The organism is Methylohalobius crimeensis 10Ki (genome assembly GCF_000421465.1).
Lineage (GTDB): Bacteria > Pseudomonadota > Gammaproteobacteria > Methylococcales > Methylothermaceae > Methylohalobius > Methylohalobius crimeensis.
Window position 1 is genome coordinate 1,652,394 of the sequence record NZ_ATXB01000001.1, and the last position, 21,304, is coordinate 1,673,697.

24 protein-coding genes and 2 tRNA genes are annotated in these 21,304 nt (G+C 55.5%); 16 read left to right on the top strand and 10 right to left on the bottom strand.

Going from position 1 to position 21,304, the window contains the following annotated elements:
- Positions 1-19: 19 nt before the first annotated feature.
- From H035_RS18865 to H035_RS0108260, 3 genes are read right to left on the bottom strand one after another with little or no spacing between them, the layout of a single operon-like run.
- Positions 20-1,105, bottom strand: a complete 1,086-nt coding sequence (locus H035_RS18865) for a glycosyltransferase family 61 protein (protein ID WP_022948516.1) — start codon at positions 1,103-1,105, stop codon at positions 20-22.
- Complete coding sequence (locus H035_RS0108255) at positions 1,102-2,055, bottom strand: UDP-glucuronic acid decarboxylase family protein (protein WP_022948517.1); 954 nt, start codon at positions 2,053-2,055, stop codon at positions 1,102-1,104. Before H035_RS0108255 ends, H035_RS18865 begins: the two co-directional genes overlap by 4 nt.
- Positions 2,056-2,113: 58 nt before the next feature.
- Positions 2,114-2,734: a tetratricopeptide repeat protein gene (locus H035_RS0108260; RefSeq protein WP_022948518.1), complete on the bottom strand. Its 621-nt coding sequence runs from the start codon at positions 2,732-2,734 to the stop codon at positions 2,114-2,116.
- A gap of 268 nt (positions 2,735-3,002) precedes the next feature.
- On the opposite strand from H035_RS0108260, the gene H035_RS0108265 reads away from it, so the two are divergent.
- Positions 3,003-3,076 (top strand) — tRNA-Gly (locus H035_RS0108265).
- 8 nt (positions 3,077-3,084) lie between these two features.
- Here the strand turns inward: H035_RS0108265 and H035_RS0108270 are convergent.
- Positions 3,085-3,369, bottom strand: a complete 285-nt coding sequence (locus tag H035_RS0108270) for a hypothetical protein (RefSeq protein WP_022948519.1) — start codon at positions 3,367-3,369, stop codon at positions 3,085-3,087.
- An 80-nt stretch (positions 3,370-3,449) separates the two neighbouring features.
- Here H035_RS0108270 and H035_RS0108275 point away from each other — a divergent pair, with 80 nt between their 5' ends.
- Entirely contained in the window at positions 3,450-4,034 is a 585-nt protein-coding gene (locus tag H035_RS0108275; RefSeq protein ID WP_022948520.1) for an RNA ligase partner protein, read from the top strand.
- A 3-nt stretch (positions 4,035-4,037) separates the two neighbouring features.
- Here H035_RS0108275 and H035_RS0108280 read toward each other — a convergent pair whose 3' ends face one another.
- The 5 genes from H035_RS0108280 to H035_RS0108300 all read right to left on the bottom strand — a co-directional run bounded on the left by H035_RS0108280 (position 4,038) and on the right by H035_RS0108300 (position 10,057).
- On the bottom strand, positions 4,038-4,469 hold the full coding sequence (locus tag H035_RS0108280; protein ID WP_022948521.1) for a hypothetical protein: 432 nt from the start codon (positions 4,467-4,469) through the stop codon (positions 4,038-4,040).
- 176 nt (positions 4,470-4,645) lie between these two features.
- Positions 4,646-6,007: a right-handed parallel beta-helix repeat-containing protein gene (locus H035_RS18870; protein WP_051149758.1), complete on the bottom strand. Its 1,362-nt coding sequence runs from the start codon at positions 6,005-6,007 to the stop codon at positions 4,646-4,648.
- Between the two features lie 12 nt (positions 6,008-6,019).
- Positions 6,020-7,138 (bottom strand): RNA ligase, encoded by a 1,119-nt coding sequence (locus tag H035_RS0108290; protein WP_022948523.1) that lies wholly within the window; start codon positions 7,136-7,138, stop codon positions 6,020-6,022.
- A 100-nt stretch (positions 7,139-7,238) separates the two neighbouring features.
- Entirely contained in the window at positions 7,239-8,489 is a 1,251-nt protein-coding gene (locus H035_RS0108295; RefSeq protein ID WP_022948524.1) for a hypothetical protein, read from the bottom strand.
- A gap of 5 nt (positions 8,490-8,494) precedes the next feature.
- A complete protein-coding gene (locus tag H035_RS0108300; RefSeq protein ID WP_022948525.1) occupies positions 8,495-10,057 on the bottom strand; it encodes an MBOAT family O-acyltransferase in 1,563 nt (520 codons plus the stop codon).
- A 186-nt stretch (positions 10,058-10,243) separates the two neighbouring features.
- On the opposite strand from H035_RS0108300, the gene H035_RS0108305 reads away from it, so the two are divergent.
- From H035_RS0108305 to H035_RS18875, 3 genes are all read left to right on the top strand, one after another.
- Positions 10,244-10,501, top strand: a complete 258-nt coding sequence (locus tag H035_RS0108305) for a YkgJ family cysteine cluster protein (RefSeq protein ID WP_022948526.1) — start codon at positions 10,244-10,246, stop codon at positions 10,499-10,501.
- 168 nt (positions 10,502-10,669) lie between these two features.
- Positions 10,670-11,089, top strand: coding sequence for an HI0074 family nucleotidyltransferase substrate-binding subunit (locus tag H035_RS0108315; RefSeq protein WP_022948528.1), 420 nt, complete (start codon positions 10,670-10,672; stop codon positions 11,087-11,089).
- On the top strand, positions 11,082-11,402 hold the full coding sequence (locus H035_RS18875; protein WP_022948529.1) for a nucleotidyltransferase family protein: 321 nt from the start codon (positions 11,082-11,084) through the stop codon (positions 11,400-11,402). The genes H035_RS0108315 and H035_RS18875 overlap by 8 nt, the downstream gene beginning before the upstream one ends.
- On the opposite strand, the gene ettA is transcribed toward H035_RS18875, so the two are convergent.
- Positions 11,377-13,041 (bottom strand): energy-dependent translational throttle protein EttA, encoded by a 1,665-nt coding sequence (gene ettA, locus H035_RS0108325; RefSeq protein WP_022948530.1) that lies wholly within the window; start codon positions 13,039-13,041, stop codon positions 11,377-11,379. The genes H035_RS18875 and ettA overlap by 26 nt on opposite strands.
- Positions 13,042-13,165: 124 nt before the next feature.
- On the opposite strand from ettA, the gene glyA reads away from it, so the two are divergent.
- The 11 genes from glyA to rimP all read left to right on the top strand — a co-directional run bounded on the left by glyA (position 13,166) and on the right by rimP (position 21,304).
- Positions 13,166-14,422 (top strand): serine hydroxymethyltransferase, encoded by a 1,257-nt coding sequence (gene glyA, locus H035_RS0108330; RefSeq protein ID WP_022948531.1) that lies wholly within the window; start codon positions 13,166-13,168, stop codon positions 14,420-14,422.
- A 9-nt stretch (positions 14,423-14,431) separates the two neighbouring features.
- Complete coding sequence (gene nrdR, locus H035_RS0108335; protein WP_022948532.1) at positions 14,432-14,884, top strand: transcriptional regulator NrdR; 453 nt, start codon at positions 14,432-14,434, stop codon at positions 14,882-14,884.
- Positions 14,884-15,987 (top strand): bifunctional diaminohydroxyphosphoribosylaminopyrimidine deaminase/5-amino-6-(5-phosphoribosylamino)uracil reductase RibD, encoded by a 1,104-nt coding sequence (gene ribD / locus H035_RS0108340; RefSeq protein ID WP_022948533.1) that lies wholly within the window; start codon positions 14,884-14,886, stop codon positions 15,985-15,987. Before nrdR ends, ribD begins: the two co-directional genes overlap by 1 nt.
- A 340-nt stretch (positions 15,988-16,327) precedes the next feature.
- Positions 16,328-16,975, top strand: a complete 648-nt coding sequence (locus H035_RS0108345; RefSeq protein WP_022948534.1) for a riboflavin synthase — start codon at positions 16,328-16,330, stop codon at positions 16,973-16,975.
- A gap of 81 nt (positions 16,976-17,056) precedes the next feature.
- Positions 17,057-18,157, top strand: a complete 1,101-nt coding sequence (gene ribBA, locus H035_RS0108350) for a bifunctional 3,4-dihydroxy-2-butanone-4-phosphate synthase/GTP cyclohydrolase II (RefSeq protein ID WP_022948535.1) — start codon at positions 17,057-17,059, stop codon at positions 18,155-18,157.
- 6 nt (positions 18,158-18,163) lie between these two features.
- On the top strand, positions 18,164-18,643 hold the full coding sequence (gene ribH / locus H035_RS0108355; protein WP_022948536.1) for a 6,7-dimethyl-8-ribityllumazine synthase: 480 nt from the start codon (positions 18,164-18,166) through the stop codon (positions 18,641-18,643).
- A complete protein-coding gene (gene nusB / locus H035_RS0108360) occupies positions 18,643-19,116 on the top strand; it encodes a transcription antitermination factor NusB (RefSeq protein ID WP_022948537.1) in 474 nt (157 codons plus the stop codon). Before ribH ends, nusB begins: the two co-directional genes overlap by 1 nt.
- Positions 19,064-20,065: a thiamine-phosphate kinase gene (gene thiL / locus H035_RS0108365; protein ID WP_051149759.1), complete on the top strand. Its 1,002-nt coding sequence runs from the start codon at positions 19,064-19,066 to the stop codon at positions 20,063-20,065. The genes nusB and thiL overlap by 53 nt, the downstream gene beginning before the upstream one ends.
- Before the next feature lies 1 nt (position 20,066).
- Positions 20,067-20,573, top strand: a complete 507-nt coding sequence (locus H035_RS18880) for a phosphatidylglycerophosphatase A family protein (protein ID WP_022948539.1) — start codon at positions 20,067-20,069, stop codon at positions 20,571-20,573.
- A gap of 70 nt (positions 20,574-20,643) precedes the next feature.
- Positions 20,644-20,720 (top strand) — tRNA-Met (locus H035_RS0108375).
- A 104-nt stretch (positions 20,721-20,824) separates the two neighbouring features.
- Complete coding sequence (rimP, locus tag H035_RS0108380; RefSeq protein WP_040574808.1) at positions 20,825-21,304, top strand: ribosome maturation factor RimP; 480 nt, start codon at positions 20,825-20,827, stop codon at positions 21,302-21,304.

Consider the following 21,304-nt stretch of genomic DNA (forward strand, 5'->3'; position numbering starts at 1 on the left):
GCACCTCGGCAGATGAAAATTAATAATATTTTTTGATGTCCAGGGTGTTGAGGATGGACTTTAATTTATGGATATCGACGCTAAAGTCTGAAAACCTTCCCTCACCATCCGAAGTTAAGTAATGGTAATCGTGATCTAACGATTTGGATAAAAAGAAATAATGAGGGGTAATGGTAGGTTCCGGATGCAGTTCGATGATCGAGGCGTTTTTGGAAAAAATGATATTGGTCAAACCGGCGCCGTGCGGCGCTATGATGATATCGGCATCGTAAAAGAGTTCGATTTGATCGGAAATCGCAAGGTCTTCAAGAATATACGGTTTGAATCCGAAAGGCTCGATAATATTCAATACTTCCGTTTCATTTTTGATTTTTCTATTTCCCGCGGCATGTTTCCTGGAAACAAAGATCCTGTTCTTTTTTTTGCGGCTTCTATTTGGAGTAAACCGGGAAACGAAGAAATCCAAATAAAAATCGGGTAGATAGCCGCAAAAAGGTCGTGACATGAATGAATTTAATATGAGCTCGTCGGTTTTGTATATTTTTTTGTGCGAAACATACTCAAAATGAATGTTCTTGGGGAGGATTTTAGGTAAAAAATATTCTTCCCATGGTTGAAGCTTTCCTGGGACCAGAAGTTTGATGCGACATCCTTGATATTCGTGTAGTAACAAGTATAGTCTGGGAATGGTATCGATTAACGTGTGATAATAATTGTTGGCGGAAGACCTGAAAATATTGGATGGTCCAGTTATTATTTTTTCCGATGGGAAATATAAATATCTCCAATAAAATTGATGATGCAGGGGTCTATCCGGGTGCTCTCCATGGGTGTTGTCGGACTCGAGTAGTATGGTTCTGTATTTGTTGAGGACGACATTCAGGTAAGAATAATAATAATAACCCTGAAGAGTGACCGAGAAAAGATCCGGTGGATCATAGTGTTCCACCTGAAGGTGTTTTGCCTCTTCCCTGAAAGGCATGAAAGTGAATTCCGGACAAGGGATTTTTCGGGTTCGAATGAATTTTTCGTGCTTTATATTGTTTTGATGCTCCAAATAATCTCCTCTTACCAATCGGTTCAGTATCCAGTCGGGCAGTTTCATAAGCCGGTTTTTTCGCTTTTAAGCAATGCATCAAAGTAGTGAATTGTTTTTTCAAGACCGACTTCGAGTGAAGTGATGGGCGACCATTCTAAAATATTTTTAGCCAGGTCGATATTAGGCTGACGTTGGATTGGGTCGTCTTGGGGCAAGGGTTTATTGGTTATTTTTGATTTTGACCCGGTAATGTCGATGATTAGATCGGAAAGTTCCTTGATGGTAATTTCTTGCGGGTTTCCGAGATTGATGGGACCGGGACCGGAATCGACTTGCATGAATTTAATGAAGGCCTGAATCATGTCGTCAACGTAGCAAAATGACCTTGTTTGCGACCCTTCACCATACAAAGTTATGGGGCTGTTTGTTAAAGCTTGAATGATGAAATTGGATATCACTCTTCCATCATTCATGGCCATGTTCGGTCCATAAGTATTAAATATTCGAGCCACCTTAATATCTAGATGATGTTGGCGGTAATAATCAAAGAATAATGTCTCGGCACACCGCTTTCCTTCGTCATAGCAAGCTCTAACGCCTATCGGATTTGTGTGTCCCCAGTATTCTTCCATCTGGGGATGAATTTCAGGATCCCCGTAAACTTCGCTGGTTGACGCCTGGAATATTTTGGCTTTAACCCTTTTGGCCAGTCCCAGCATGTTGATCGCACCGTGCACGCTTGTCTTGGTGGTTTGCACGGGATCGAATTGATAATGAATGGGCGAGGCAGGGCAGGCTAGGTTATAAATATGGTCCACTTCAACATAAAGCGGGAAGGTGATGTCATGTCTGAGAATTTCAAAAAAAGGATTATCCAGTATGTCCAATAAATTTTTTTTCGATCCGGTATAGAAATTATCAACGCATAGTACATCATAACCGCATTCTAAGAGATTCCTGCAAAGATTGGACCCCAAGAAACCGGCGCCACCTGTAACCAAGACCTGTTCGTTCATGTTTGAAGTCCCTGTTCATCGCTGTATTTAAAAATGAGGCGCATTCAATTTTTTGGTGCTATTTAATTGCTGTTGGTTGATTTGTTTTCTTGCCAACCTCTTTTATTTTGTTTTTTATATATTTTTTTTGGCGATCGTTCATTTTAAGCTTTAGGGTGTATTTGAGTGTTTTCTCTGCATTGTCATATTGTTCGGTTTTAATAAACGCTTTTGCAAGCTCTACATAGGCCGGTAAATATCGCTGGTTTTTGCGAATTGCCTTGAGATATTCGTTAATCGCTTCGTGGTGTCTTCCAGCTTCAAATAAAAAATCAGCGTATTCTTTTAATAAATATGGTACAAGCGGATGGTTAGGGTTTTTGCCTTCTGCACCTTTTACCGCGGTATTTATTTTATAAGCAAGGCGTAAAAGGCAGGCCTGTCTATCGTCTTTGTGATACTTTATGCAGATATGATGTTTTACCTTGGCCTCACAGAAATGATTCATGCCTGGAATATCCCGATGATATTTTCTATAGGTTTTGTTGTTGTTAAGATTAGACGCGCGGCAGAAAGGCGGTATCGGTTCCGGGGTATACATCGATGTCCAATGTCCCTGGATCGCTTCCGGCCAGGGAGGCAGTGCCCAGGAGGGGTTGCTGATGCCCCCTATGATTATTAACGCTAGAACCCTCAACATTGTTTTGCTCCGCTCATTTCCAGTAGATTCCTAATGTCGTATTTCGTTGCGTTACTTATTTTGCAATTACTCGGCAGGCGGCGTTGTTGATCATACGTTTAAGGCTGTCATTGACATGTCCCGCGGTTTCTTTCCTCACACGATTTCGTGTCCGCCTGTATCTGAATTGTCGTCTTATGAATTGGTGCGGCTTAGTGTCATGCGTGCTTGAGGGACTATCATGAGACTTGTTTTTGTGAGTTTCGTGTCTATAATCGAAAATCTCTTCGCGGGTGTAGTTCAGTGGTAGAACCCGAGATTCCCATTCTCGTGACGGGGGTTCGATTCCCCTCACCCGCTCCAATTCGCATCTAAAAATCCTCCATCGAGCAAGCTCCGCCGCCGCAGCACGCCGCCGGCATCGTCTGGCCGCAGGCACCATTGCCGCAAGCCGGCTCCGGGTTTCTCAGACTATGGCTGGAGACCACGTTGCCCCCGGTGATGAGTTTTTCCACCGGCGCGTCTTCGGGCGTGTCGCCCGGCGAGATGTTCGCCTGCCGGCACAACTCTCCCCACGTGGCGATCTTGGTTTGCATGCCGTGGCGAACCTCGACGATGCGCTGATTGGCTTGGCACCGATAATCGTAAGTGGGCATAAAATCCTCTCAATCCAGAGTATAGTTATAGTCAATATATAGCGGCTTGCACCCTGGAATACAAGCGGAGAGTGATCGCGATGGATAGTTTCGTCCTGGACACCAGTATCTTCACCAACCCCGACGTTTACGGTCAATTCGGCGAGTCGCCGAAGGCGGCGATGGATGCCTTCCTGCACTTGGCGCGCCGCAGCGGCGTAAGATTGTACATGCCCAGCTCGGTCTACGATGAATTGTGTCTCATCAAAGGCGATGACATTCCGCCGGAGTTCGAGGCGGTGGTGCGCATCCGTTCGCCGCGCCGCTTCAATATGATGGTGCCCGCCGGGATTCTGTATGAATTCATCGAGGAGGTGCGCGCGCGCATCGATCGGGGGCTGCGAATCGCCGAGGAGCACGCCAAGATGGTGTGGGACAGAGTCGAACCCGAAGGGCAGGGAAAGGTTATTAACCGCCTGCGCGGTCGCTACCGGGAGGCGCTAAGACAAGGTATCATCGACAGCCGCGAGGACATGGACGTGCTGCTTCTGGCCTACGAAATGGACGGCATTCTGCTGTCGGCCGATCAGGGGCTTCGCAAGTGGGCCGATAAGGTGGGGGTGAAGATCATCCGTCCCGATCATCTGCTGCAGGTGATGGAAACCTTGGTGGAGTATGGCGGTTGAGGGTTATTTCAGAAAGGTGATCACGAAGAACACCGCGGTGACCGTCAGCCCCAGCGACCAGAACATGAATCGGTCCAGACGCCGGATTACTAGCTGAAAATTCTGCTCGATCCGTTCGAAGCGATTGTCGACTTGCTCGAAGCGCTTGTTCATTTGGTCGGTTAGTAATTCCAAACGCTTATCGACTTGTTCAAAACGCTTTTCCATTTGCTCGGTCAGCATTTCAAAACGCTTGTCCACTTGCTCGAAGCGCTTTTCCATGAGGTGGAAGCCTTGTTCCATCAGTTCCCGCTGATGCTTGAGCTCTTCCTCCACCCGTACGATGCGTTCGCGCAAATCCAGTTCGTAGTCGCGTTGCAGGACGCGGAATTTTTCTTCCACGATCCTTTCGACCAGTTCGCGAATTTGATCCGAGTTTTCCTCTGGCAAGGCCATGGTGGGTTAGCCGGTCTCTGATAGTTGATTATTATTATACCACCCTCACCCTGGCCCTCTCCCGCCAGCGGGAGAGGGGGTAATGATGTTTGGGTACCCAAGTCGTGTTCCTTCTCCCGCTGGCGGGAGAAGGCTAGGATGAGGGTGGTTCAAAACAGGCATTTCCTATTGATCTCCTACCGATTGCCACATACGGGGCCAGGCCGCCGCTCGAGCGCCGGCCGCCATCCTGGGTTCACACCGGCTCCGGCATAGGCGCCCCGGTAGGTCCCATCGCGATGCGTGCCGTTGAAATCGCAGCGCGACCGGGGGTAGTCGGCAAGTTCCCGCCAGTCGATGGGCTCCGATCGAAGCTTGCCACGGATTGGATAGAAATCCAATTGCCCCAGCGGGCCGTTGGGGTAAACGAGGTGATCTTTTGCGGCGTTGAAGGAAGCCGTGATATTGCGAGACTGTTGGCCGCCTTGCAAAGGCGTTTCCGAAAATACCGCGTTGGCGATGACCTTCTGATCCTTGTTTTTCTGATCTTCTTTGTAGAGTATCCGGATGCCTTTCCAGGGATTCAGCACCGTATTGAAAAAAATCCGTACCTTGCGGGGAATGTCGTTGTGAGGCTGGATGGCCACCGCGGGGAACTGGGGTGCGTGGGTGTTGAAAAATAGGTTGTTGTAGAGGGCGATATTGCCTTCCCCCTGGAACAGGGCTTCGGTGGGGTTCTGGTAAAAGAAGTTTCCATAGATCAGATAGCGATCATGGCGCCCGGGGCCCTCGAGAGGAAGATGGCCCACCAGCACGTTGGGGCGCGCCGCCGGCCCCGTGGAGCTGTCCGGCCCTTTGCTGAACACGTTGTAGCGGATGGTCGTGCTGCGCCGATTTTGGGGAATGCCGGGAATCTCCGGCCTCCGGTTCTGGTGCTTGATTTGCAGATTGTAGCCCATGGTGTGCATGACCAGGTTCCCCTCGATGAGCCCGCCGATGAACGGGTCGCTCCCATCGGAGTTGCCCAAGTACATACCGGTGCCGGCGCCGTCGATGACGTTGCCGCGTATGATCCAATCCCAGGTCGGACATTTGGTGGAGATGCCCACCATTTGCTGGTTTCGGCCCAGACCGTGGATGTGCAGATTTTCCAGCGTAATATGGTGGGCGAACCGCCCCGATGCCCGGACCGCGTTCACCAGTTCGCCGCGCCCGTCGAGCTCCAGGTTCCGCAGGGTAACAAAGCTCGAATCTCGGAGAACGACCATATCCTGACGGGGCTGTGCGAAGAATACCACGCCGACGCGAGATCGGCCCTCGATCACAATCGGCTTGCCCCGAGTGCCGTGCATATTTTGGAGCCGCAGTCCTCGGCGGTATTCGCCGGGGGCCAGTTTCAGGGTGTCGCCGGGGGCGAGTTTTGTAATGGCGGCGACGTAGTTGCGGGGCGTCGCGGCGTAGCGGGCTGGCCAGCCGCCGCCGGAGACGCAAAAGAGCATTACGGCGGCGAGCAGGCAGGCCGGAGATCTTCGAATTTTAGGGTTGCGCTGAGGGATCATCGGATGGTTGTTTCAATCGAACACCATCTTGCCCGCGAGCAGGTCTCCCAACATTCCGGTCAGAGCGGGGTAAACGCGCTCGAATTCCAGCAGCCAATAGCCGTCTTCCCGGCGCAGGTCGCGGCGGATGATCTGGACGCTGCGGCTGGCGCGATGGAGGTGCTTGAACAGCATTTCGGCGTTTTCCTTGTTTCGAAAGCGGCAACGAAAGTGTTTGCTCACGTGGTGGGTTCGGCGATAGCGGGTCATCGCCGCGCCCAGTCCATCGAGGAAAGCGCCCCCCAAGGCCTGTTTCAATTCAGGGGTGGGGGGGAGGTCGTGTTCCTCGATGAACAAACCCAAACGCAGCAGGCGATTGGTGAAATAGTGGGGAGGCAGGTCGAGCAGATTGTCGCTGGTGGCCTGGATGTCGTCGATGTTGCTGTTGCCGGTGACGTACTTGGCGCGGTGGTCGCGGGGCGAATCCTCCTTGAACACCAGCCCTTCGCGCCATTCTTCGTGGAGGCGGAGAATCACCGCGCTGATTTGTTCGATCTCGTCGATTTGGAAATAGCCGTGCCGAGGGGCCGGGGGCAGGCCGTACCGGTCAAGGTACGCTTGTTTTTCCCGGTAAGGCAGAAAGCCGGCTTTTCCCCGGGTCATCAGATCGAACACGAACAGTTGCACGTCCTCCGCGACGAAAGGCGGCGTGCTTTCCAGATAGGGATTGTCGGGACCGGCCACTTCGGCGCAAACGACTTTATCCGGTTCCGCTTGGAAAATATCCAGCGGCATCAAATCCCCCAGGCGGTCGGTGGTGAAGGGGCAGACGAAACCGCCGCGGGTGAGGGCGACGACTTGATCGCCGATTCGGGCGATGCGGACGTTGTAGCCGTTGATTTTTTCCTCGGCCCAGAAAGGTCTTTTGAAATGGGCCTTGAGGCCTGCCTCGAGGGCGAACACGCGGCCGATGTGCGGGTAGCCGTCAATGACCGTTTCGCCGAATACGGCGGTGCCGCGGGGAATATGCTTCCAATCGTCGACGTAATGACAGTAGTCCAGTCCCTGGAAGCGCTTGGCAAGCGCCTTCTTTTTGCGTTTGGCCTCGGGAATGTGGGCCAGGATATCGGCGGCGGTGGGCGATTGGGACATGATCGGGTACAGTCCGTCCGTTTACGGCATTGTAACGTGCAGAAAATCTCCTGACCATGATCAGCCGAATCGGCGGCGGTATTGTTTCCTATTGCCTCGGCTAGGAAGAATCAAACAACCGACGGATTGCGGCGATAAGATCTCTATGAATCATTTCATAGTGAAGACGCGCCTGGTTTTGACTCTTCAGATGCTGATCGATGTTGGTCCGAGTCAGTTGAATGCCGGGCTTAGTTAAGGAATCATCGACCTTGCATCCAAAATCTCTCAGCATGGTTTGAAGTATCAATTGCCCTAACTCATCCCGGTAATGTGCCGGCTCCCAAAACCATTTTAGCTCCTTCACAAGGTCCCCCGTGGGCGGGGGCTTCTCCGTTGTATATCTATTGAAATTGGAAAAATCCCAGAGAGTTGCCTGGTATTCTTGAGTGACCAATCTGACAATAAGCTGCTTCCATCGCTCGAACAAGGGCCAATGTCCCGATTGCCGAATCAGTTCTAAATATTCAGCGTGGTAAGGATTGATGAATACAATGGCCCGGGCGTCCCGAGCGTTTAGCCAGTGCAATATATGCTTTAACGCTTCAAGGGGACGAGACCAGTCGTGTTTGCCCTCCATTAAACCCCAATTCCTTTTTAATCGATTAGCCAGCTGTTGCTTTTTTTGTGCAAAAAGGACGCCTTGGCCTTCGGTATGAATGATATTTCGATAGTATCCCTCCGCCGGATTGAAGCCTTCGGCTGTTCGGGTAACCGCGTAAGGAGTATTTTGGGACCCTAGGGTTTTAATGCTGTCACTCAGTGCTGTCAAGGAGATAAGACTATTACGATAGTCCACAAATTTCGCCAGTCCATAATCCGGGTTCCTGTCGCCTTCTGCGGTAACTAGAAGTCTTTTTTCCTGCGGCGACCTCCGGGGTGGCCATTGCATGGGGTTGACGAGGCTATCTGCAGGGACTAGAAAATCCAAAAAATCGATGCCTATGAAAACAAAAAGGGGTGAGGTTCCCGAAATAGCATGCTGCAAGTAACGGGCCTGCATATACATGTCGGTGCCCGGAAAAGTCAAGCTGTAGACTTTGCCGAGTTTCCGTAGACATTCATGGCGCGGGTTCAGACCCATCTCCGGGCGCGAATTACCGATAATAAGTATTTCGGGTTGTCGTCGAATCACCTGATAGGGTTTAAAAAGATAGGAGCGATTAGCCGCCGCGGGTTTGTCGTCGTTGAATCCATCAATTCTTATTGTTTCTATCAAGCCATAAGGATCTACCAAGTAATTCAGGACGCCAATGCCAACGAGGCAAAGGCAAACCGTCAGTAGCCAGGTGATTAGATACGACTTTGTCATTCGAATTAAAACTGAAAATAGAGAAATTCAGAGACTTCGGAAAGGGTCAAAATGCCCAGAACTGTCACAACGCCCGTGGCAACTGCCCATGATATACTTGGTTTCCACAACCAAAGATTCCGGGGTGGGGTTCGTTTATCCTGGCGAAAGCTGAAGTTTGGGTCGTAGCCACTCAACCACTCCTGAGTATTCGGAAAAAACAAGGCGATTATTCCCGTCACAATGATCCATGACCAGGCCTTTACGAATTGGCTGCCTCCGCCCAAAGTGGGTTCCACACCCCAGCTTTCCAGCAAGTCAGCGGCGGATCCAAGACGCACGACGATCGCGTTCGGTAAGCTTACCCCATGCACACCGGACATGCCTGATAAAAGCGTCATGGCGCTCGGCAAGTCGGCGGAACGAAAGAAAACCCAGCCCACCACCACTGCGAAAAAGGTCAGTAGCCAAGAGACCGTTTGACCAAATCTTGCCAAAATTGTGTTGGGTTTGTTCGGAAAAAGCTTGAATTTGTGCCAGACATGATTTACGAACAAATAAAATCCATGCAATCCGCCCCACACCACGAAAGTCCAGCCCGCTCCGTGCCACAGCCCCCCTAACAGCATCGTCACCATTAAATTGAGATAACGGCGCGCGGAACCATTGCGATTACCACCGAGGGGAATATAAAGATAATCGCGTAAAAAGCGAGAAAGCGTAATATGCCAACGCCTCCAAAATTCGATGATGCTGGTTGCCTTATATGGAGAATTGAAATTAAGCGGCAAAACGATTCCGAACATGCGAGCACCTCCAATGGCCATATCCGAATACCCTGAAAAATCGAAATACAACTGCATGGTATAGGCCAAGGCTCCGCTCCAGGCCGTCAGTAAGGAAATAGCCCCGCCAGTTCGGGCGTCATCAAATACAGGCGAAGCATAGGCGGCTACACCGTCAGCCAAAACCCCCTTTTTAAATAAACCAATAGAAAAAATCGTGATTCCAATTGCCAGATTTTTTGAGCACAGGACGTTCAAGGTCCGGCGCATGAATTGCGGCAGCATTTCTTGGTGATGCACAATAGGTCCCGCAATGAGTTGAGGGAAAAACGTTACGAACAGTGAGTAATGAAGAAATCTTTGCTCGCGTGCAACCCCCCGAAATGCATCCACTAAATAGGCAATCTGTTGAAATGTAAAAAATGATATTGCCAGCGGCAGGAAAATTTCAGGCATGTGGAGTTTGGATCCCGTGAGAGCATTGATGTTAGTTATAAAAAAATTGGCATACTTATAATAGCCAAGCAAAGCCAGGTTCAGACAAATTCCAAGCGTCAGGAATAATCTCCTGGATTTCTCGTTGCCTAAAGGGTCTGACAATATCTTTCCTATTGTATAGTTTGCTAATATGGAAAATATTATCAATCCCAAATAAGCAGGGTTCCACCATCCGTAAAAAAAGAGGGAAGCAATTACTAACCACCCTAGCGCTAGCTCTTTATTGAACCTCCTAAGCAATAAGATAAATACCAATAAGGTCAGTGGGAAAAATGCAAAGATGAACTGGTAGGAATTGAATAACATGGTCTCAGGCTCAACTATTGTGGATAATTCTTTGCACCCCTATCCACTTATGGTGTCCAATCCCCTGGCCGTTTGGTGATGAAAGGGCAGAAGTAACCGCCGGCAGGATGTCGGCGGCGATGGGCAATTGGTGCATGAGCGGGTAGAATCCATCCGTTTTTGGCATTGTAGCTTGAGGATATTCCTATGACCATGACCTGTCGGTTCGGCTGCGGCGCCTGCTGCATCGCACCTTCCATATCCAGTCCGATTCCGGGCATGCCCGAGGGCAAGCCCGCCGGGGTGCGTTGCGTGCAGCTCACCGACGATTGGCGTTGCCGTTTGTTCGGCATGCCGGAGCGGCCGGCGGTTTGCGAACGATTTCAGGCGGATTCGCAGATATGCGGTGACAATCGGGGGGAAGCGCTATGGCAATTGGAAATGCTTGAAACTTTAACGAAATAAGGGACTGGCTTTATCCACCGCGTCCAAGTCGTCGCGGGGAATGAGGGCGGCTTGGCTGGAGTCGTGGTTATACCGGGTTCCCACTGGATTCAGGCGGTGGCGGAAATGGATTTCAGGAAAACCTTGAGGTAGCTTGAATTGCTTCAAAAATTTTAGGGATGGGATTCAATGTTAGATCTCGGTAGTCTGGAAAAAGCATTACATATTTATCGGAAGGTGGCGAGCAAAGCCCAAGATGCCACCTTCATGGACAAGTTGGACAAGATTGCCCGGCAGGCGGTTCGCGCCGGAGCGATCCAGCATTTCGAGTTCAGCTATGAACTGTGCTGGAAGTCGATGCGCCGCTGGTTGGAGCAGAATTTGGGGCGCTCTTACGTGGATGGCGTTTCCCGGCGCGAGTTGTTTAGGTTGGCCGCCGAGCACCAGTTGATTGAAAGTGTGGATCGCTGGATGTTTTATCACCGGGCGCGCAACTTGACCTCCCATACTTATCACGAAGAAACGGCTTGGGAGGTATTTAACGTTGCGGTTGACTTCATAACGGACGCCGAAGCGCTTTTAGCTGCTCTCAAGCAACGCAATGATTGATTTGACAGCGGCGCAGTTGGACATTGTGCGTCGCATTTTGGCGGCCCATGTCCCCGAATGCGAAGTTTGGGCGTTCGGTTCCCGGGTAACCGGAAAGGCTCGGCCTTATTCGGACTTGGATCTGGCGGTCAAATGCGCCAAGCCGCTTTCCTTGCAGCGCTTGTTTCGGCTTCAAGATGCCTTCGAGGAATCGACGCTGCCGTTTCGAGTCGATGTGGCCGATTGGCAGCGTCTTTCCGATGGCTTTCGCGAGCGGCTGGCAAGCGAAGGCGCGCGGCTTTGGCCGCTTAATCCGCCAGCCGCTTGTACTTGATTCGGTGCGGCATGGCCTCGTCGCCGAGCCGCCGCCGGCGGTCGGCTTCGTAGTCGGCGTAGTTGCCTTCGAACCATTCCACTTCGCTGTTGCCTTCGAAGGCCAGGATATGGGTCGCGACCCGGTCCAGGAACCAGCGGTCGTGGGAGATCACCACGGCGCAGCCGGGGAAGGCCAGGAGGGCGTCCTCCAGGGCGCGGAGGGTTTCCACGTCCAGGTCGTTGGTGGGTTCGTCCAACAGCAGCACGTTGCCGCCGCTTTTGAGCAGCTTCGCCAGGTGGACCCGGTTGCGTTCCCCCCCGGACAGATCGCCGATCCGCTTTTGCTGGTCCGATCCCTTGATGTTGAAGCGCCCCACGTAGGCGCGGGAGGGGGTTTTGTAGGTGCCCACCTCGATCAGGTCCAGTCCGTCGGAAATTTCCTCCCAGACGGTTTTGTCGGGATCGAGCGCTTCGCGGCTCTGATCCACGTAGGCCAGCTTGACGGTGTCGCCGATCCGGATGGTGCCGGCGTCCGGGGTTTCCTCGCCGGCGATCATCCGGAACAAGGTCGTCTTGCCGACGCCGTTGGGGCCGATCACGCCGACGATTCCCCCCGGCGGGAGATTGAAGCTCAAATCGTCGATGAGCAGTCGGTCGCCGTAGCCTTTTCGGAGGTGCTCGGCTTCCACCACCACATCCCCCAGGCGCGGGCCGGGCGGAATGTAGATTTCCCGGGTTTCGTTGCGTTTTTGGAATTCCTGGGAGGAGAGTTCCTCGAACCGCGCCAGGCGTGCCTTGGACTTGGCGTGGCGGCCTTTGGGGTTGCTCCGCACCCATTCCAGTTCCGCTTTCATGGCCCGCATGCGGGCGCTTTCCTGCTTTTCCTCCGTTTCCAGGCGGCGCTCCTTTTGTTCCAACCAGGAGGAGTAGTTGCCTTGCCAGGGGATGCCGTGGCCGCGGTCCAGTTCCAGAATCCAGCCGGCCACGTTGTCGAGGAAGTAGCGGTCGTGGGTGACCGCCACCACGGTGCCCGTGTATTCGTGCAGATAGCGTTCCAGCCAAGCCACCGATTCGGCGTCCAGATGGTTGGTGGGTTCGTCCAATAGCAGCATGTCGGGATTGGACAGGAGCAGGCGGCAGATCGCCACGCGCCGTTTTTCCCCCCCGGAGAGGGGGCCGACCTTGGTGTCCCAATCCGGCAGCCTCAGGGCATCGGCGGCGATTTCCAGTCGGCGCCCCAGGTTCCAGGCGTCGTGGGCGTCGATTTCGGCTTGCAGCTCGGCCTGTTCGGCGAGGAGTTGCTCGTAGTCGGCATCCGGGTCGGCGAAGGCGCTGCTGACTTCCTCGAAGCGCCGCAAGGTGGCGACCACGTGGGCGACCCCTTCCTCGACCGTTTCCCGGACGGTTTGGTCCGGGTCGAGTTCGGGTTCCTGAGGCAGATAGCCAATGCGGATATCGGACATGGGACGGGCTTCGCCGTCGAACTCCGTGTCCACGCCGGCCATGATCCGAAGCAGCGAGGATTTGCCCGAGCCGTTGAGGCCGAGGACCCCGATTTTGGCGCCGGGGAAGAAAGACAGGGAAATGTCCTTTAGAATAGTTCGATTGGGCGGCACGACCTTGCTCACCCGATGCATGGTGTAGATGTATTGAGCCATAAGATGACGCGATGGGTTGAGTATTCAAAAATCCATTGTACTCGATTTTACTGGCTGCGAAGACGGCCAAGCCTTAGAATAAAACGATTTTTAGCCTGTATATCTGGACGGGTGGAGGAATTTTATGTTCAGCAAAGGTATGGAGATTGCCGGTTTCGACGAGGAGTTGTGGGGGGCGATTCAAGCCGAGCAGCGACGCCAGGAAGATCATGTGGAATTGATCGCTTCCGAAAATTACGCCAGCCCCCGGGTGCTCGAGGCCCAAGGATCGGTGCTCACCAACAAATACGCCGAAGGCTATCCCGGCAAGCGTTACTACGGCGGCTGCGAGTACGTGGACGTCGCCGAGACCCTGGCCATGGAGCGTGCCAAGGCCCTGTTCGGGGCGGATTACGCCAACGTGCAGCCTCATTCCGGCTCCCAGGCCAATCAGGCGGTCTATTTGGCCCTTCTGCAGCCGGGGGATACGATTCTGGGAATGAGTTTGGCCCACGGCGGGCATTTGACCCACGGCGCCAAAGTGAACTTGTCCGGCAAGCTCTTCAACGCCGTTCAGTACGGTATCCGCAGCGATACCGGCGAGATCGACTACGATCAGGTGGCGGAACTGGCCGCGGAGTACAAACCGAAAATGATCGTAGCCGGCTTTTCCGCCTATTCCCGGGTGGTGGATTGGGAAAAGTTCCGCGCCATCGCCGATTCGGTGGGCGCCTGGTTGATGGTGGATATGGCGCACGTGGCGGGCTTGGTGGCCGCCGGGGTTTATCCCAATCCGGTGCCCTTCGCCGATGTGACCACCACCACCACTCACAAGACTTTGCGCGGTCCCCGCGGCGGTTTGATCTTGGCCAAGGCCAATCCGGAAGTGGAGAAAAAGCTCAATTCCACAGTGTTCCCCGGCATCCAGGGCGGCCCCTTGATGCATGTGATCGCCGCCAAGGCGGTGGCATTGAAGGAGGCGATGAGCGCCGATTTCCGCGATTACCAAGGGCAGGTGGTGGAGAATGCGCGCGCCATGGCCGCCGCCTTCGCGGAGCGCGGCTACCGGATCGTCTCCGGCGGTACCGACAATCATCTATTCTTGGTGGACCTGATAGGCAAGGGGATTACCGGCAAACAGGCCGAAGCCGTCTTGGGAAAAGCCCATGTCACCGTCAACAAGAACGCGGTTCCCAACGATCCCCAGTCGCCCTTCGTGACCAGCGGCGTTCGGCTCGGTACACCCGCGGCGACCACGCGTGGATTCGGGGTCAAAGAATGCCGGGAATTGGCCGGCTGGATGTGCGATGTGTTGGACGACATCGATAACGAGGCGACGATCGAGCGAGTCAAGGATCAGGTGGTGCAACTCTGTCGGCGTTTTCCGGTCTACGGAAGTTAAACCCAATCGATGTATTGTCCATTTTGCAATACCCCCGATACCCGCGTGATCGATACGCGCCTGACCTCGGACGGAAAGGTTCGGCGGCGGCGGGAGTGTGTCCGATGCAAGGAGCGATTCACCACTTATGAAACCGTGGAATTGAATCTTCCCCGGGTGGTCAAGCGCGACGGCCGCCGGGAAATGTTCGACGAGACGAAGTTGCGGGGCGGGTTGATGCGGGCCTTGGAAAAGCGGCCGGTGGAAAGCGAGCGGATCGACGCCAGCGTGCAGCACATCAAACAGGCTTTGATGCGCCGCGGGGAGCGCGAGATCCCTTCGCGCCTGCTGGGCGAGATGGTGATGGAAGAGCTGAAGCGCTTGGACCGGGTCGCCTACGTCCGTTTCGCCTCGGTCTATCGCAGTTTCGAGGATGTGAGCGAATTCAGGGCGGTGATCGAGGGATTGGAAAAAGGCGCTTGATGACCCAGCGTTCCGACGATTACGTCCACATGGGCCGGGCCTTGCGTTTGGCCGAGCGCGGTTGGTATACCACCGATCCCAACCCCCGCGTCGGCTGCGTGCTGGTGCGCGACGGGGAAGTGGTGGGGGAAGGTTGGCACCGCCGCGCCGGGGAACCCCACGCCGAGATTTTGGCCTTGCAAGCGGCGGGGAAAAAAGCCCGCGGCGCCGATTGCTACATCACCCTGGAACCGTGTTGTCACCACGGCCGCACGCCGCCTTGCAGCGAAGCCTTGATTCAAGCCGGTGTGCGCCGGGCGGTGGTGGCCATGATCGATCCCAACCCCCGGGTGGCCGGTCAGGGATTGGCTCAGTTGCGCGCCGCCGGCGTCGAGACCTGTTGCGGCGTGCTGGAAGCCGAAGCCCGTCGCTTGAACCGGGGGTTTTGTCGGCGGATGGAATCCGGCTATCCGTGGGTCATCGCCAAGCTGGCTGCGAGCCTGGACGGTCGCACCGCATTGGCTTCCGGCGAGAGCCGTTGGATCACCTCCGCCGAGGCGCGGCGCGACGTGCACCGCCTGAGGGCGGCCAGTTCCGCTATTTTGACCGGCATCGAGACGGTATTGGCGGACGATCCGGCGCTGACCGCGCGCTTGGAGACTGAAGAAGAAGTCTCTCAGCCGCTGCGGGTGGTGCTGGATTCCGCCTTGAGGATGCCGCCCACGGCGCGGATGCTCGAGCTGCCGGGCCATACCGTGGTGGCCACCGTGACCGGAGACGCCGGGCGGCGCGCCCGCCTGGAGGAGGCCGGGGCGGAGGTGGCGGTATTGCCGCCGGATACCGATGGACGAGTGGATTTGACCGCCTTGCTGGCGAGCTTGGGCCGCCGCGAGATCAACCAAGTGCTGGTGGAAGCCGGGTCCAGGCTCAACGGCGCCTTGGCGGAAAAGCGGCTGGTGGACGACTGGGTGGTCTATCTGGCGCCCACCCTGTTGGGCGATACCGGGCGGGGGTTGTTTCATTTGCCTGGCATCCGGACCATGCGCGACCGGATCGATCTTCGGTTGAGCGATGTCCGCCGCATCGGCCCGGATCTTCGCATCCGTTTGACCTTAAAGGAATAATCATTTGGTTTGCTGTTTTTTGAAAAGGATGGCCGGGACTCGCCTTCCGGGACGCCGTAAACCCGTCCCTGGGGGCTTCCCCCCACCCAACCCTCCCCCCAACGGGGGGAGGGCAAGGGAGGGGGGAAGCAAACGCCTTTCAGGCGAGTCCCGGCCATCCTCTGGCGGTTCAATCAGCGTCTGTTTCAAATCTCGTGTGAGGTTCAGGGTAATCGCGATGCTATTATCTCTCTCCCGCTGGCGGGAGAGGGTGGATCTAATGAGAGGAAAATGCCTTTTAAGTCATTTCCGGACGGAGAGGGGGTTAAGGCGATGTCGTACTTTGTAGGCGGTCTCTGAAATGTTTACCGGTATAATACAAGCGATCGGCAAAATCGAAGCCATCGACCCGAAAGGCGGCGACGTTCGTTTGACCGTGGGTTCGGGCAAGCTGCCCCTGGATCAGGTGCAATTGGGCGACAGCATCGCCGTCGGCGGCGTTTGTCTGACAGCCGTTTCCCTTTCCGAGCGTGCGTTCGTCGCCGACGTTTCCCGGGAGACCCTGGGTCACACCGTCTTGGGAGAGGTTCGGGCAGGGGCGGCGGTGAATTTGGAATTGGCCATGACGCCCCGGACTCGCTTCGGCGGCCACATCGTCTCCGGCCACGTGGATGGGGTCGGAATCGTCACCGCCCGCTGGAGCGACGGCCGGTCGGTCCGTTTTCGGATCGAGGCGCCGTCGGAATTGGCGCGCTATATCGCCGCCAAGGGATCGATCTGCGTGGACGGCATCAGCTTGACCGTCAACCGGGTGGAAGGGGCCGCGTTCGAAGTCAACATCGTTCCCCATACCCTGGCCGAGACCACCTTGGGGGCAACCGATAAGGGCGCCCGGGTGAATTTGGAGGTGGACGTGATCGCCCGTTATCTGGAGCGCTTGGTTTTGGGGGAAAAAGCCGCGGAGACCGGCGTCGACTTGGAATTGCTGAAACGCAGTGGATTTGTATGAATTTGTTATGACAAATTATCAGGACAGAGAATTTGCACGCACTTTAGTGCGCCCGCAGGGTGGCGTACAGGGAGGTGCGCCATGAACACGATTGAGGAAATTATCGCCGATATGCGCCAGGGGCGCATGGTCGTCATCATGGACGACGAGGCGCGCGAGAATGAAGGGGATTTGATTCTGGCCGCCAGTTTCACCCGGCCCGAGGACATCAACTTCATGGCCCGCTACGCGCGCGGCTTGATTTGCCTGACTTTGCCGCGGGAGCGCTGTCAGCAGCTGCGTCTGCCGCTGATGGTGACCGAAAATCAAACCCCCTACCGGACCAATTTCACCGTTTCGGTCGACGCCGCCGAGGGGATCACCACCGGGATTTCCGCCGCCGACCGGGCGCGCACCATCCAGGTGGCGGTCGCTCCCGATGCCAAGCCGTCGGATCTGGTCCAGCCCGGGCATATTTTTCCGTTAATGGCCCATCCGGGCGGCGTGCTGAGCCGTGCCGGCCACACCGAGGCCGGCTGCGATCTGGCCCGCCTGGCGGGCTTGGAGGAGGCGGCGGTGATCGTCGAGATTCTCAACGAGGACGGTTCCATGGCGCGGCGTCCCCAGTTGGAGCAATTCGCCCGCGAACACGGCCTCAAGATCGGCACCATCGCCGATCTGATTCGCTACCGCTTGGAAAATGAAAAGACCGTCGAGCAGGTGAGCGAATGCCGCTTCCCGACCGAATACGGGGATTTCCGCTTGATCGCCTTTCAGGATGGCGTCGATAATAAATTGCATTTGGCCCTGATCATGGGGGACGTGGCCGGCGACGAGCCGGTTCTGGTGCGCGTCCACGCCCGCAATTTGCTCAGCGATCTGTTGGCTTCCAAGCGCGAGCCCGGCATGCCCCTGCGTTACGCCATGCGGCGCATCGCCGAGGAGGGCCGCGGCATTTTGGTGGTGATTCGCAACGAGGAGGATACCCAATCCCTGGTGGAAAAAATCCATCGTTATCATTTACAGGACAATCGAGTGGATATGCCGCCCGAAGAATTTCCGGACGATTGGCGTACTACCGGCACCGGCGCCCAGATATTGGCCGAACTGGGGGTGCATAAACTCCGGGTGTTGGGAACGCCGAAAAAATTCAAGGGACTGCCGGGCTTCGGCCTGGAAGTGGTCGAATATGTGGAGACTTGATTAACCATGCGTGACATTCAAACCTTCGAAGGAAATCTGAACGCGGCCGGCATGCGCTTTTGCCTGGTCGTTTCCCGCTTTAACGGATTCATCGTCGAACAACTTCGGCAGGGAGCCATCGACGCCTTGCTGCGCCACGGTGCGGAGCTGTCCGCCCTTCAGGAAGTCAAGGTGCCCGGTGCATTCGAGTTGCCGCTGGCCATCGAGGCGGTGGCCAGGCGCGGCGCGGTGGATGCGGTGATTGCCCTGGGAACGGTGATCCGGGGGGCGACGCCTCATTTCGATTACGTCGCCGGCGAATGCGTCAAGGGAACGGCGCAGGTCTCCCTTCAACATCGAATTCCGGTGGCCTTCGGCGTTCTCACCACCGATACCATCGAGCAGGCCGTCGAGCGGGCCGGTACCAAAGCCGGGAACAAGGGGTTCGAGGCGGCGATGACGGCGATCGAAATGGTGGATCTCATACGGAGATTGGATAACGCGTGATGGAAAAATCTTCTCCAGAGAAAAGAACCAAAGCGACCCGGAGCGGGGCGCGCCGCTGCGCCTTGCAAGCTTTGTATCAATGGCAGGTGACCGGATTTTCGCCCGCCCAGATCGAGCGTCAGTTCCTGGAGGAAATGGCCGATGGCGGGGCGCGGCTCCCGTATTTTGCCGAGATTCTCCACGGCGTGACCGACCATTGCGAAGCGATCGACGCAGCGCTCGGTCGATTTACCGACCGCCCGGTGGCGGAAATCGATCCCATCGAACGCGCGATTCTCAGGGTGGGGGCGTACGAATTACTGTACCGTCGGGAAGTGCCCTATCGGGCGGTCCTGAACGAGGCGATCAATTTGGGCAAGGCCTTCGGAGGCACCCACAAAAGCTATAAATACGTCAACGGGGTACTGGATAAACTCGCCCATGAAGTGCGGGCCGAGGAAGTGGCCGCCGCCCGACGACAAAAATTGGCTTGATCGCTTGGACGAATTCGATCTCATCCGACGTTTTTTCACCCGTTCTCCGCTACGCGGCCAAACCCGACTGGGGGTCGGCGACGACGCCGCGCTTTTGGTTGCACCCCCGGGCCAAGCGCTGGCCGCCAGCGTCGATACGCTGGTCTCGGGCGTCCATTTTTTTCCGGACGTGGACCCGGTCAGCCTGGGGCATAAGGCGTTGGCGGTCAACTTGAGCGATTTGGCGGCGATGGGCGCCGAACCGGCGTGGGTTTTACTGGCCCTGACCCTCCCCGAGGCGGATTCGGATTGGCTGGAAGGGTTCGCCCGCGGTTGGTTCGAGTTGGCCGAATCTTACAAGGTCGATCTGGTCGGCGGCGATACCACCCGGGGGCCTCTGGCGATCACCGTCCAGGCCTTGGGGTGGGTGCCCGAGGGAAAGGCGTTGCGGCGGTCGGCGGCGCGACCGGGAGATTGGATCTGCGTCAGCGGCCCTTTGGGAGACGCCGGCTTGGGGCTGAAGATGCTCCAAGGAGAGGTGGCTTGGCGGGACGAAAGCGCCATTGAGCGTTTGCTGCGGCCCGTGCCGCGCGTGGCGTTAGGGGTGGCATTAAGAGAATTGGCCCATGCCTGTATCGATATTTCCGACGGGCTGGCCCAGGATCTCGGCCATGTGCTTTCCGCGAGCGGGGCGGGGGCGATCGTCGATTGGTCGGCGCTGCCCGTGTCGGCGGCGGTGCGGGATTATATGGAGGACACCGGGGATTGGCGATTGCCGCTATGCGGCGGCGATGATTATGAATTGTGTTTTACCGTGTCTCCCCAGAAAAGTGCGGAATTGGAACGAAGCTTGCAAAAGAATAATCTGACATGGCATCGTATAGGCACGATAGAACAACAACAAGGGTTGCGATTGCGGAAAGGGAAGCGTTTGATCGATTTTTCCTCCGCAGGTTATCGCCATTTCTAATATGACCAATATAGCTTTGACGTTCAAGTGGTCCCGTTGGGATCATATGCTCGCGCTGGGGTTTGGGGCCGGTTTGTCGCCGGTGGCGCCGGGTACGGTGGGAACGCTGGTGGCGATGCCTTTATACTGGGGGCTCAAGTCGATCGATCCGGAGTTGTATTTGGCGGCCATCGTTTTGGGCTTGGTGGCCGGGGTGTACGTTTGCAGCCGGGTCGCTCACGATCTGGGCCAAGACGATCACCCCGCGATCGTGTGGGACGAAGTGATCGGGTATTGGGTCGCCATGCTCGGAGCGCCCCTCACATGGCAATACATGCTGCTTGGCTTCGTCCTGTTCCGCTTGCTGGATATTTGGAAACCCGGGCCGATCGCTTGGGTCGAGAAAAAGACCCCCGGCGGGCTCGGGGTGATGCTGGACGACTTGCTCGCGGGCGTCGTGGCGGCTTTGGGATTGAACTTTTTGGCGTTTTTATCGACCAACTATTTCGATTTATACGCATCGCCCTAATTGAAATGCCAGGAGTTGAATATGGCCATTGCAAAGGCGGGCGGATGTTTGTATAATGACTTTTATCGATCGCGGGGTGGAGCAGTTCGGTAGCTCGTCGGGCTCATAACCCGAAGGTCGCAGGTTCAAATCCTGCCCCCGCAACCAATTCAGCCCCCGTAAGCGGGGCTTTTTATTTTGCGCAGGATGCGAAGAACAACAAAATGGGCCTTGGGCCCATTTTTTATGGCCGAGAGTTTCATCGAATTTTTATGAGCAGGGTGTCAGATCAATTAAGCGAATTGCTGGCGCCGGTGGTTACCGGCCTGGGATACGAGTTGATCGGGATCGAATGGGATTCCGACAGCCGCGGACATCGGGTCATGCGCATCTATATCGATGCCGAGGATGGAATCACCGTCGACGATTGCGAACGGGTCAGCAACCAGGTGAGCGCACTATTGGATGTAGAGGATCCGGTCTCCGGAAGTTATCTGCTGGAGGTTTCCTCCCCGGGAATCGACCGTCCCTTGTTTACCTTGGACCATTTCCGCCGTTTCGTCGATCAAGCCGTAAAGCTCAGGCTCAGACAACCGCGGGACGGCCAGCGTCGCTTCAAAGGGGTGATCGCCGGCACCGAGGACGATTGCTTGATTCTCAGAACCGACGGCGGCGATGAGATCGCCCTCCCGATTGACAACATTGATAAAGCCCGCTTGGTGCCCGATTACAAAGCGATACTGAAAGGATAA

Coding starts and splice junctions, on each gene's coding strand:
- H035_RS0108290 (WP_022948523.1), bottom strand. CDS start 7,138: ATGTCCCAATCGCCCACCGCCGCCGATATCCTGGCCCACATTCCCGAG.
- H035_RS0108295 (WP_022948524.1), bottom strand. CDS start 8,489: ATGACAAAGTCGTATCTAATCACCTGGCTACTGACGGTTTGCCTTTGC.
- H035_RS0108255 (WP_022948517.1), bottom strand. CDS start 2,055: ATGAACGAACAGGTCTTGGTTACAGGTGGCGCCGGTTTCTTGGGGTCC.
- nrdR (WP_022948532.1), top strand. CDS start 14,432: ATGTATTGTCCATTTTGCAATACCCCCGATACCCGCGTGATCGATACG.
- ettA (WP_022948530.1), bottom strand. CDS start 13,041: ATGGCTCAATACATCTACACCATGCATCGGGTGAGCAAGGTCGTGCCG.
- H035_RS18875 (WP_022948529.1), top strand. CDS start 11,082: ATGATTGATTTGACAGCGGCGCAGTTGGACATTGTGCGTCGCATTTTG.
- thiL (WP_051149759.1), top strand. CDS start 19,064: ATGAAGTGCGGGCCGAGGAAGTGGCCGCCGCCCGACGACAAAAATTGG.
- ribH (WP_022948536.1), top strand. CDS start 18,164: ATGCGTGACATTCAAACCTTCGAAGGAAATCTGAACGCGGCCGGCATG.
- ribBA (WP_022948535.1), top strand. CDS start 17,057: ATGAACACGATTGAGGAAATTATCGCCGATATGCGCCAGGGGCGCATG.
- H035_RS0108315 (WP_022948528.1), top strand. CDS start 10,670: ATGTTAGATCTCGGTAGTCTGGAAAAAGCATTACATATTTATCGGAAG.
- H035_RS18870 (WP_051149758.1), bottom strand. CDS start 6,007: ATGATCCCTCAGCGCAACCCTAAAATTCGAAGATCTCCGGCCTGCCTG.
- glyA (WP_022948531.1), top strand. CDS start 13,166: ATGTTCAGCAAAGGTATGGAGATTGCCGGTTTCGACGAGGAGTTGTGG.
- H035_RS18880 (WP_022948539.1), top strand. CDS start 20,067: ATGACCAATATAGCTTTGACGTTCAAGTGGTCCCGTTGGGATCATATG.
- H035_RS0108345 (WP_022948534.1), top strand. CDS start 16,328: ATGTTTACCGGTATAATACAAGCGATCGGCAAAATCGAAGCCATCGAC.
- ribD (WP_022948533.1), top strand. CDS start 14,884: ATGACCCAGCGTTCCGACGATTACGTCCACATGGGCCGGGCCTTGCGT.
- rimP (WP_040574808.1), top strand. CDS start 20,825: ATGAGCAGGGTGTCAGATCAATTAAGCGAATTGCTGGCGCCGGTGGTT.
- H035_RS0108275 (WP_022948520.1), top strand. CDS start 3,450: ATGGATAGTTTCGTCCTGGACACCAGTATCTTCACCAACCCCGACGTT.
- H035_RS0108260 (WP_022948518.1), bottom strand. CDS start 2,734: ATGTTGAGGGTTCTAGCGTTAATAATCATAGGGGGCATCAGCAACCCC.
- H035_RS0108300 (WP_022948525.1), bottom strand. CDS start 10,057: ATGTTATTCAATTCCTACCAGTTCATCTTTGCATTTTTCCCACTGACC.
- H035_RS0108305 (WP_022948526.1), top strand. CDS start 10,244: ATGACCATGACCTGTCGGTTCGGCTGCGGCGCCTGCTGCATCGCACCT.
- H035_RS0108280 (WP_022948521.1), bottom strand. CDS start 4,469: ATGGCCTTGCCAGAGGAAAACTCGGATCAAATTCGCGAACTGGTCGAA.
- nusB (WP_022948537.1), top strand. CDS start 18,643: ATGGAAAAATCTTCTCCAGAGAAAAGAACCAAAGCGACCCGGAGCGGG.
- H035_RS0108270 (WP_022948519.1), bottom strand. CDS start 3,369: ATGCCCACTTACGATTATCGGTGCCAAGCCAATCAGCGCATCGTCGAG.
- H035_RS18865 (WP_022948516.1), bottom strand. CDS start 1,105: ATGAAACTGCCCGACTGGATACTGAACCGATTGGTAAGAGGAGATTAT.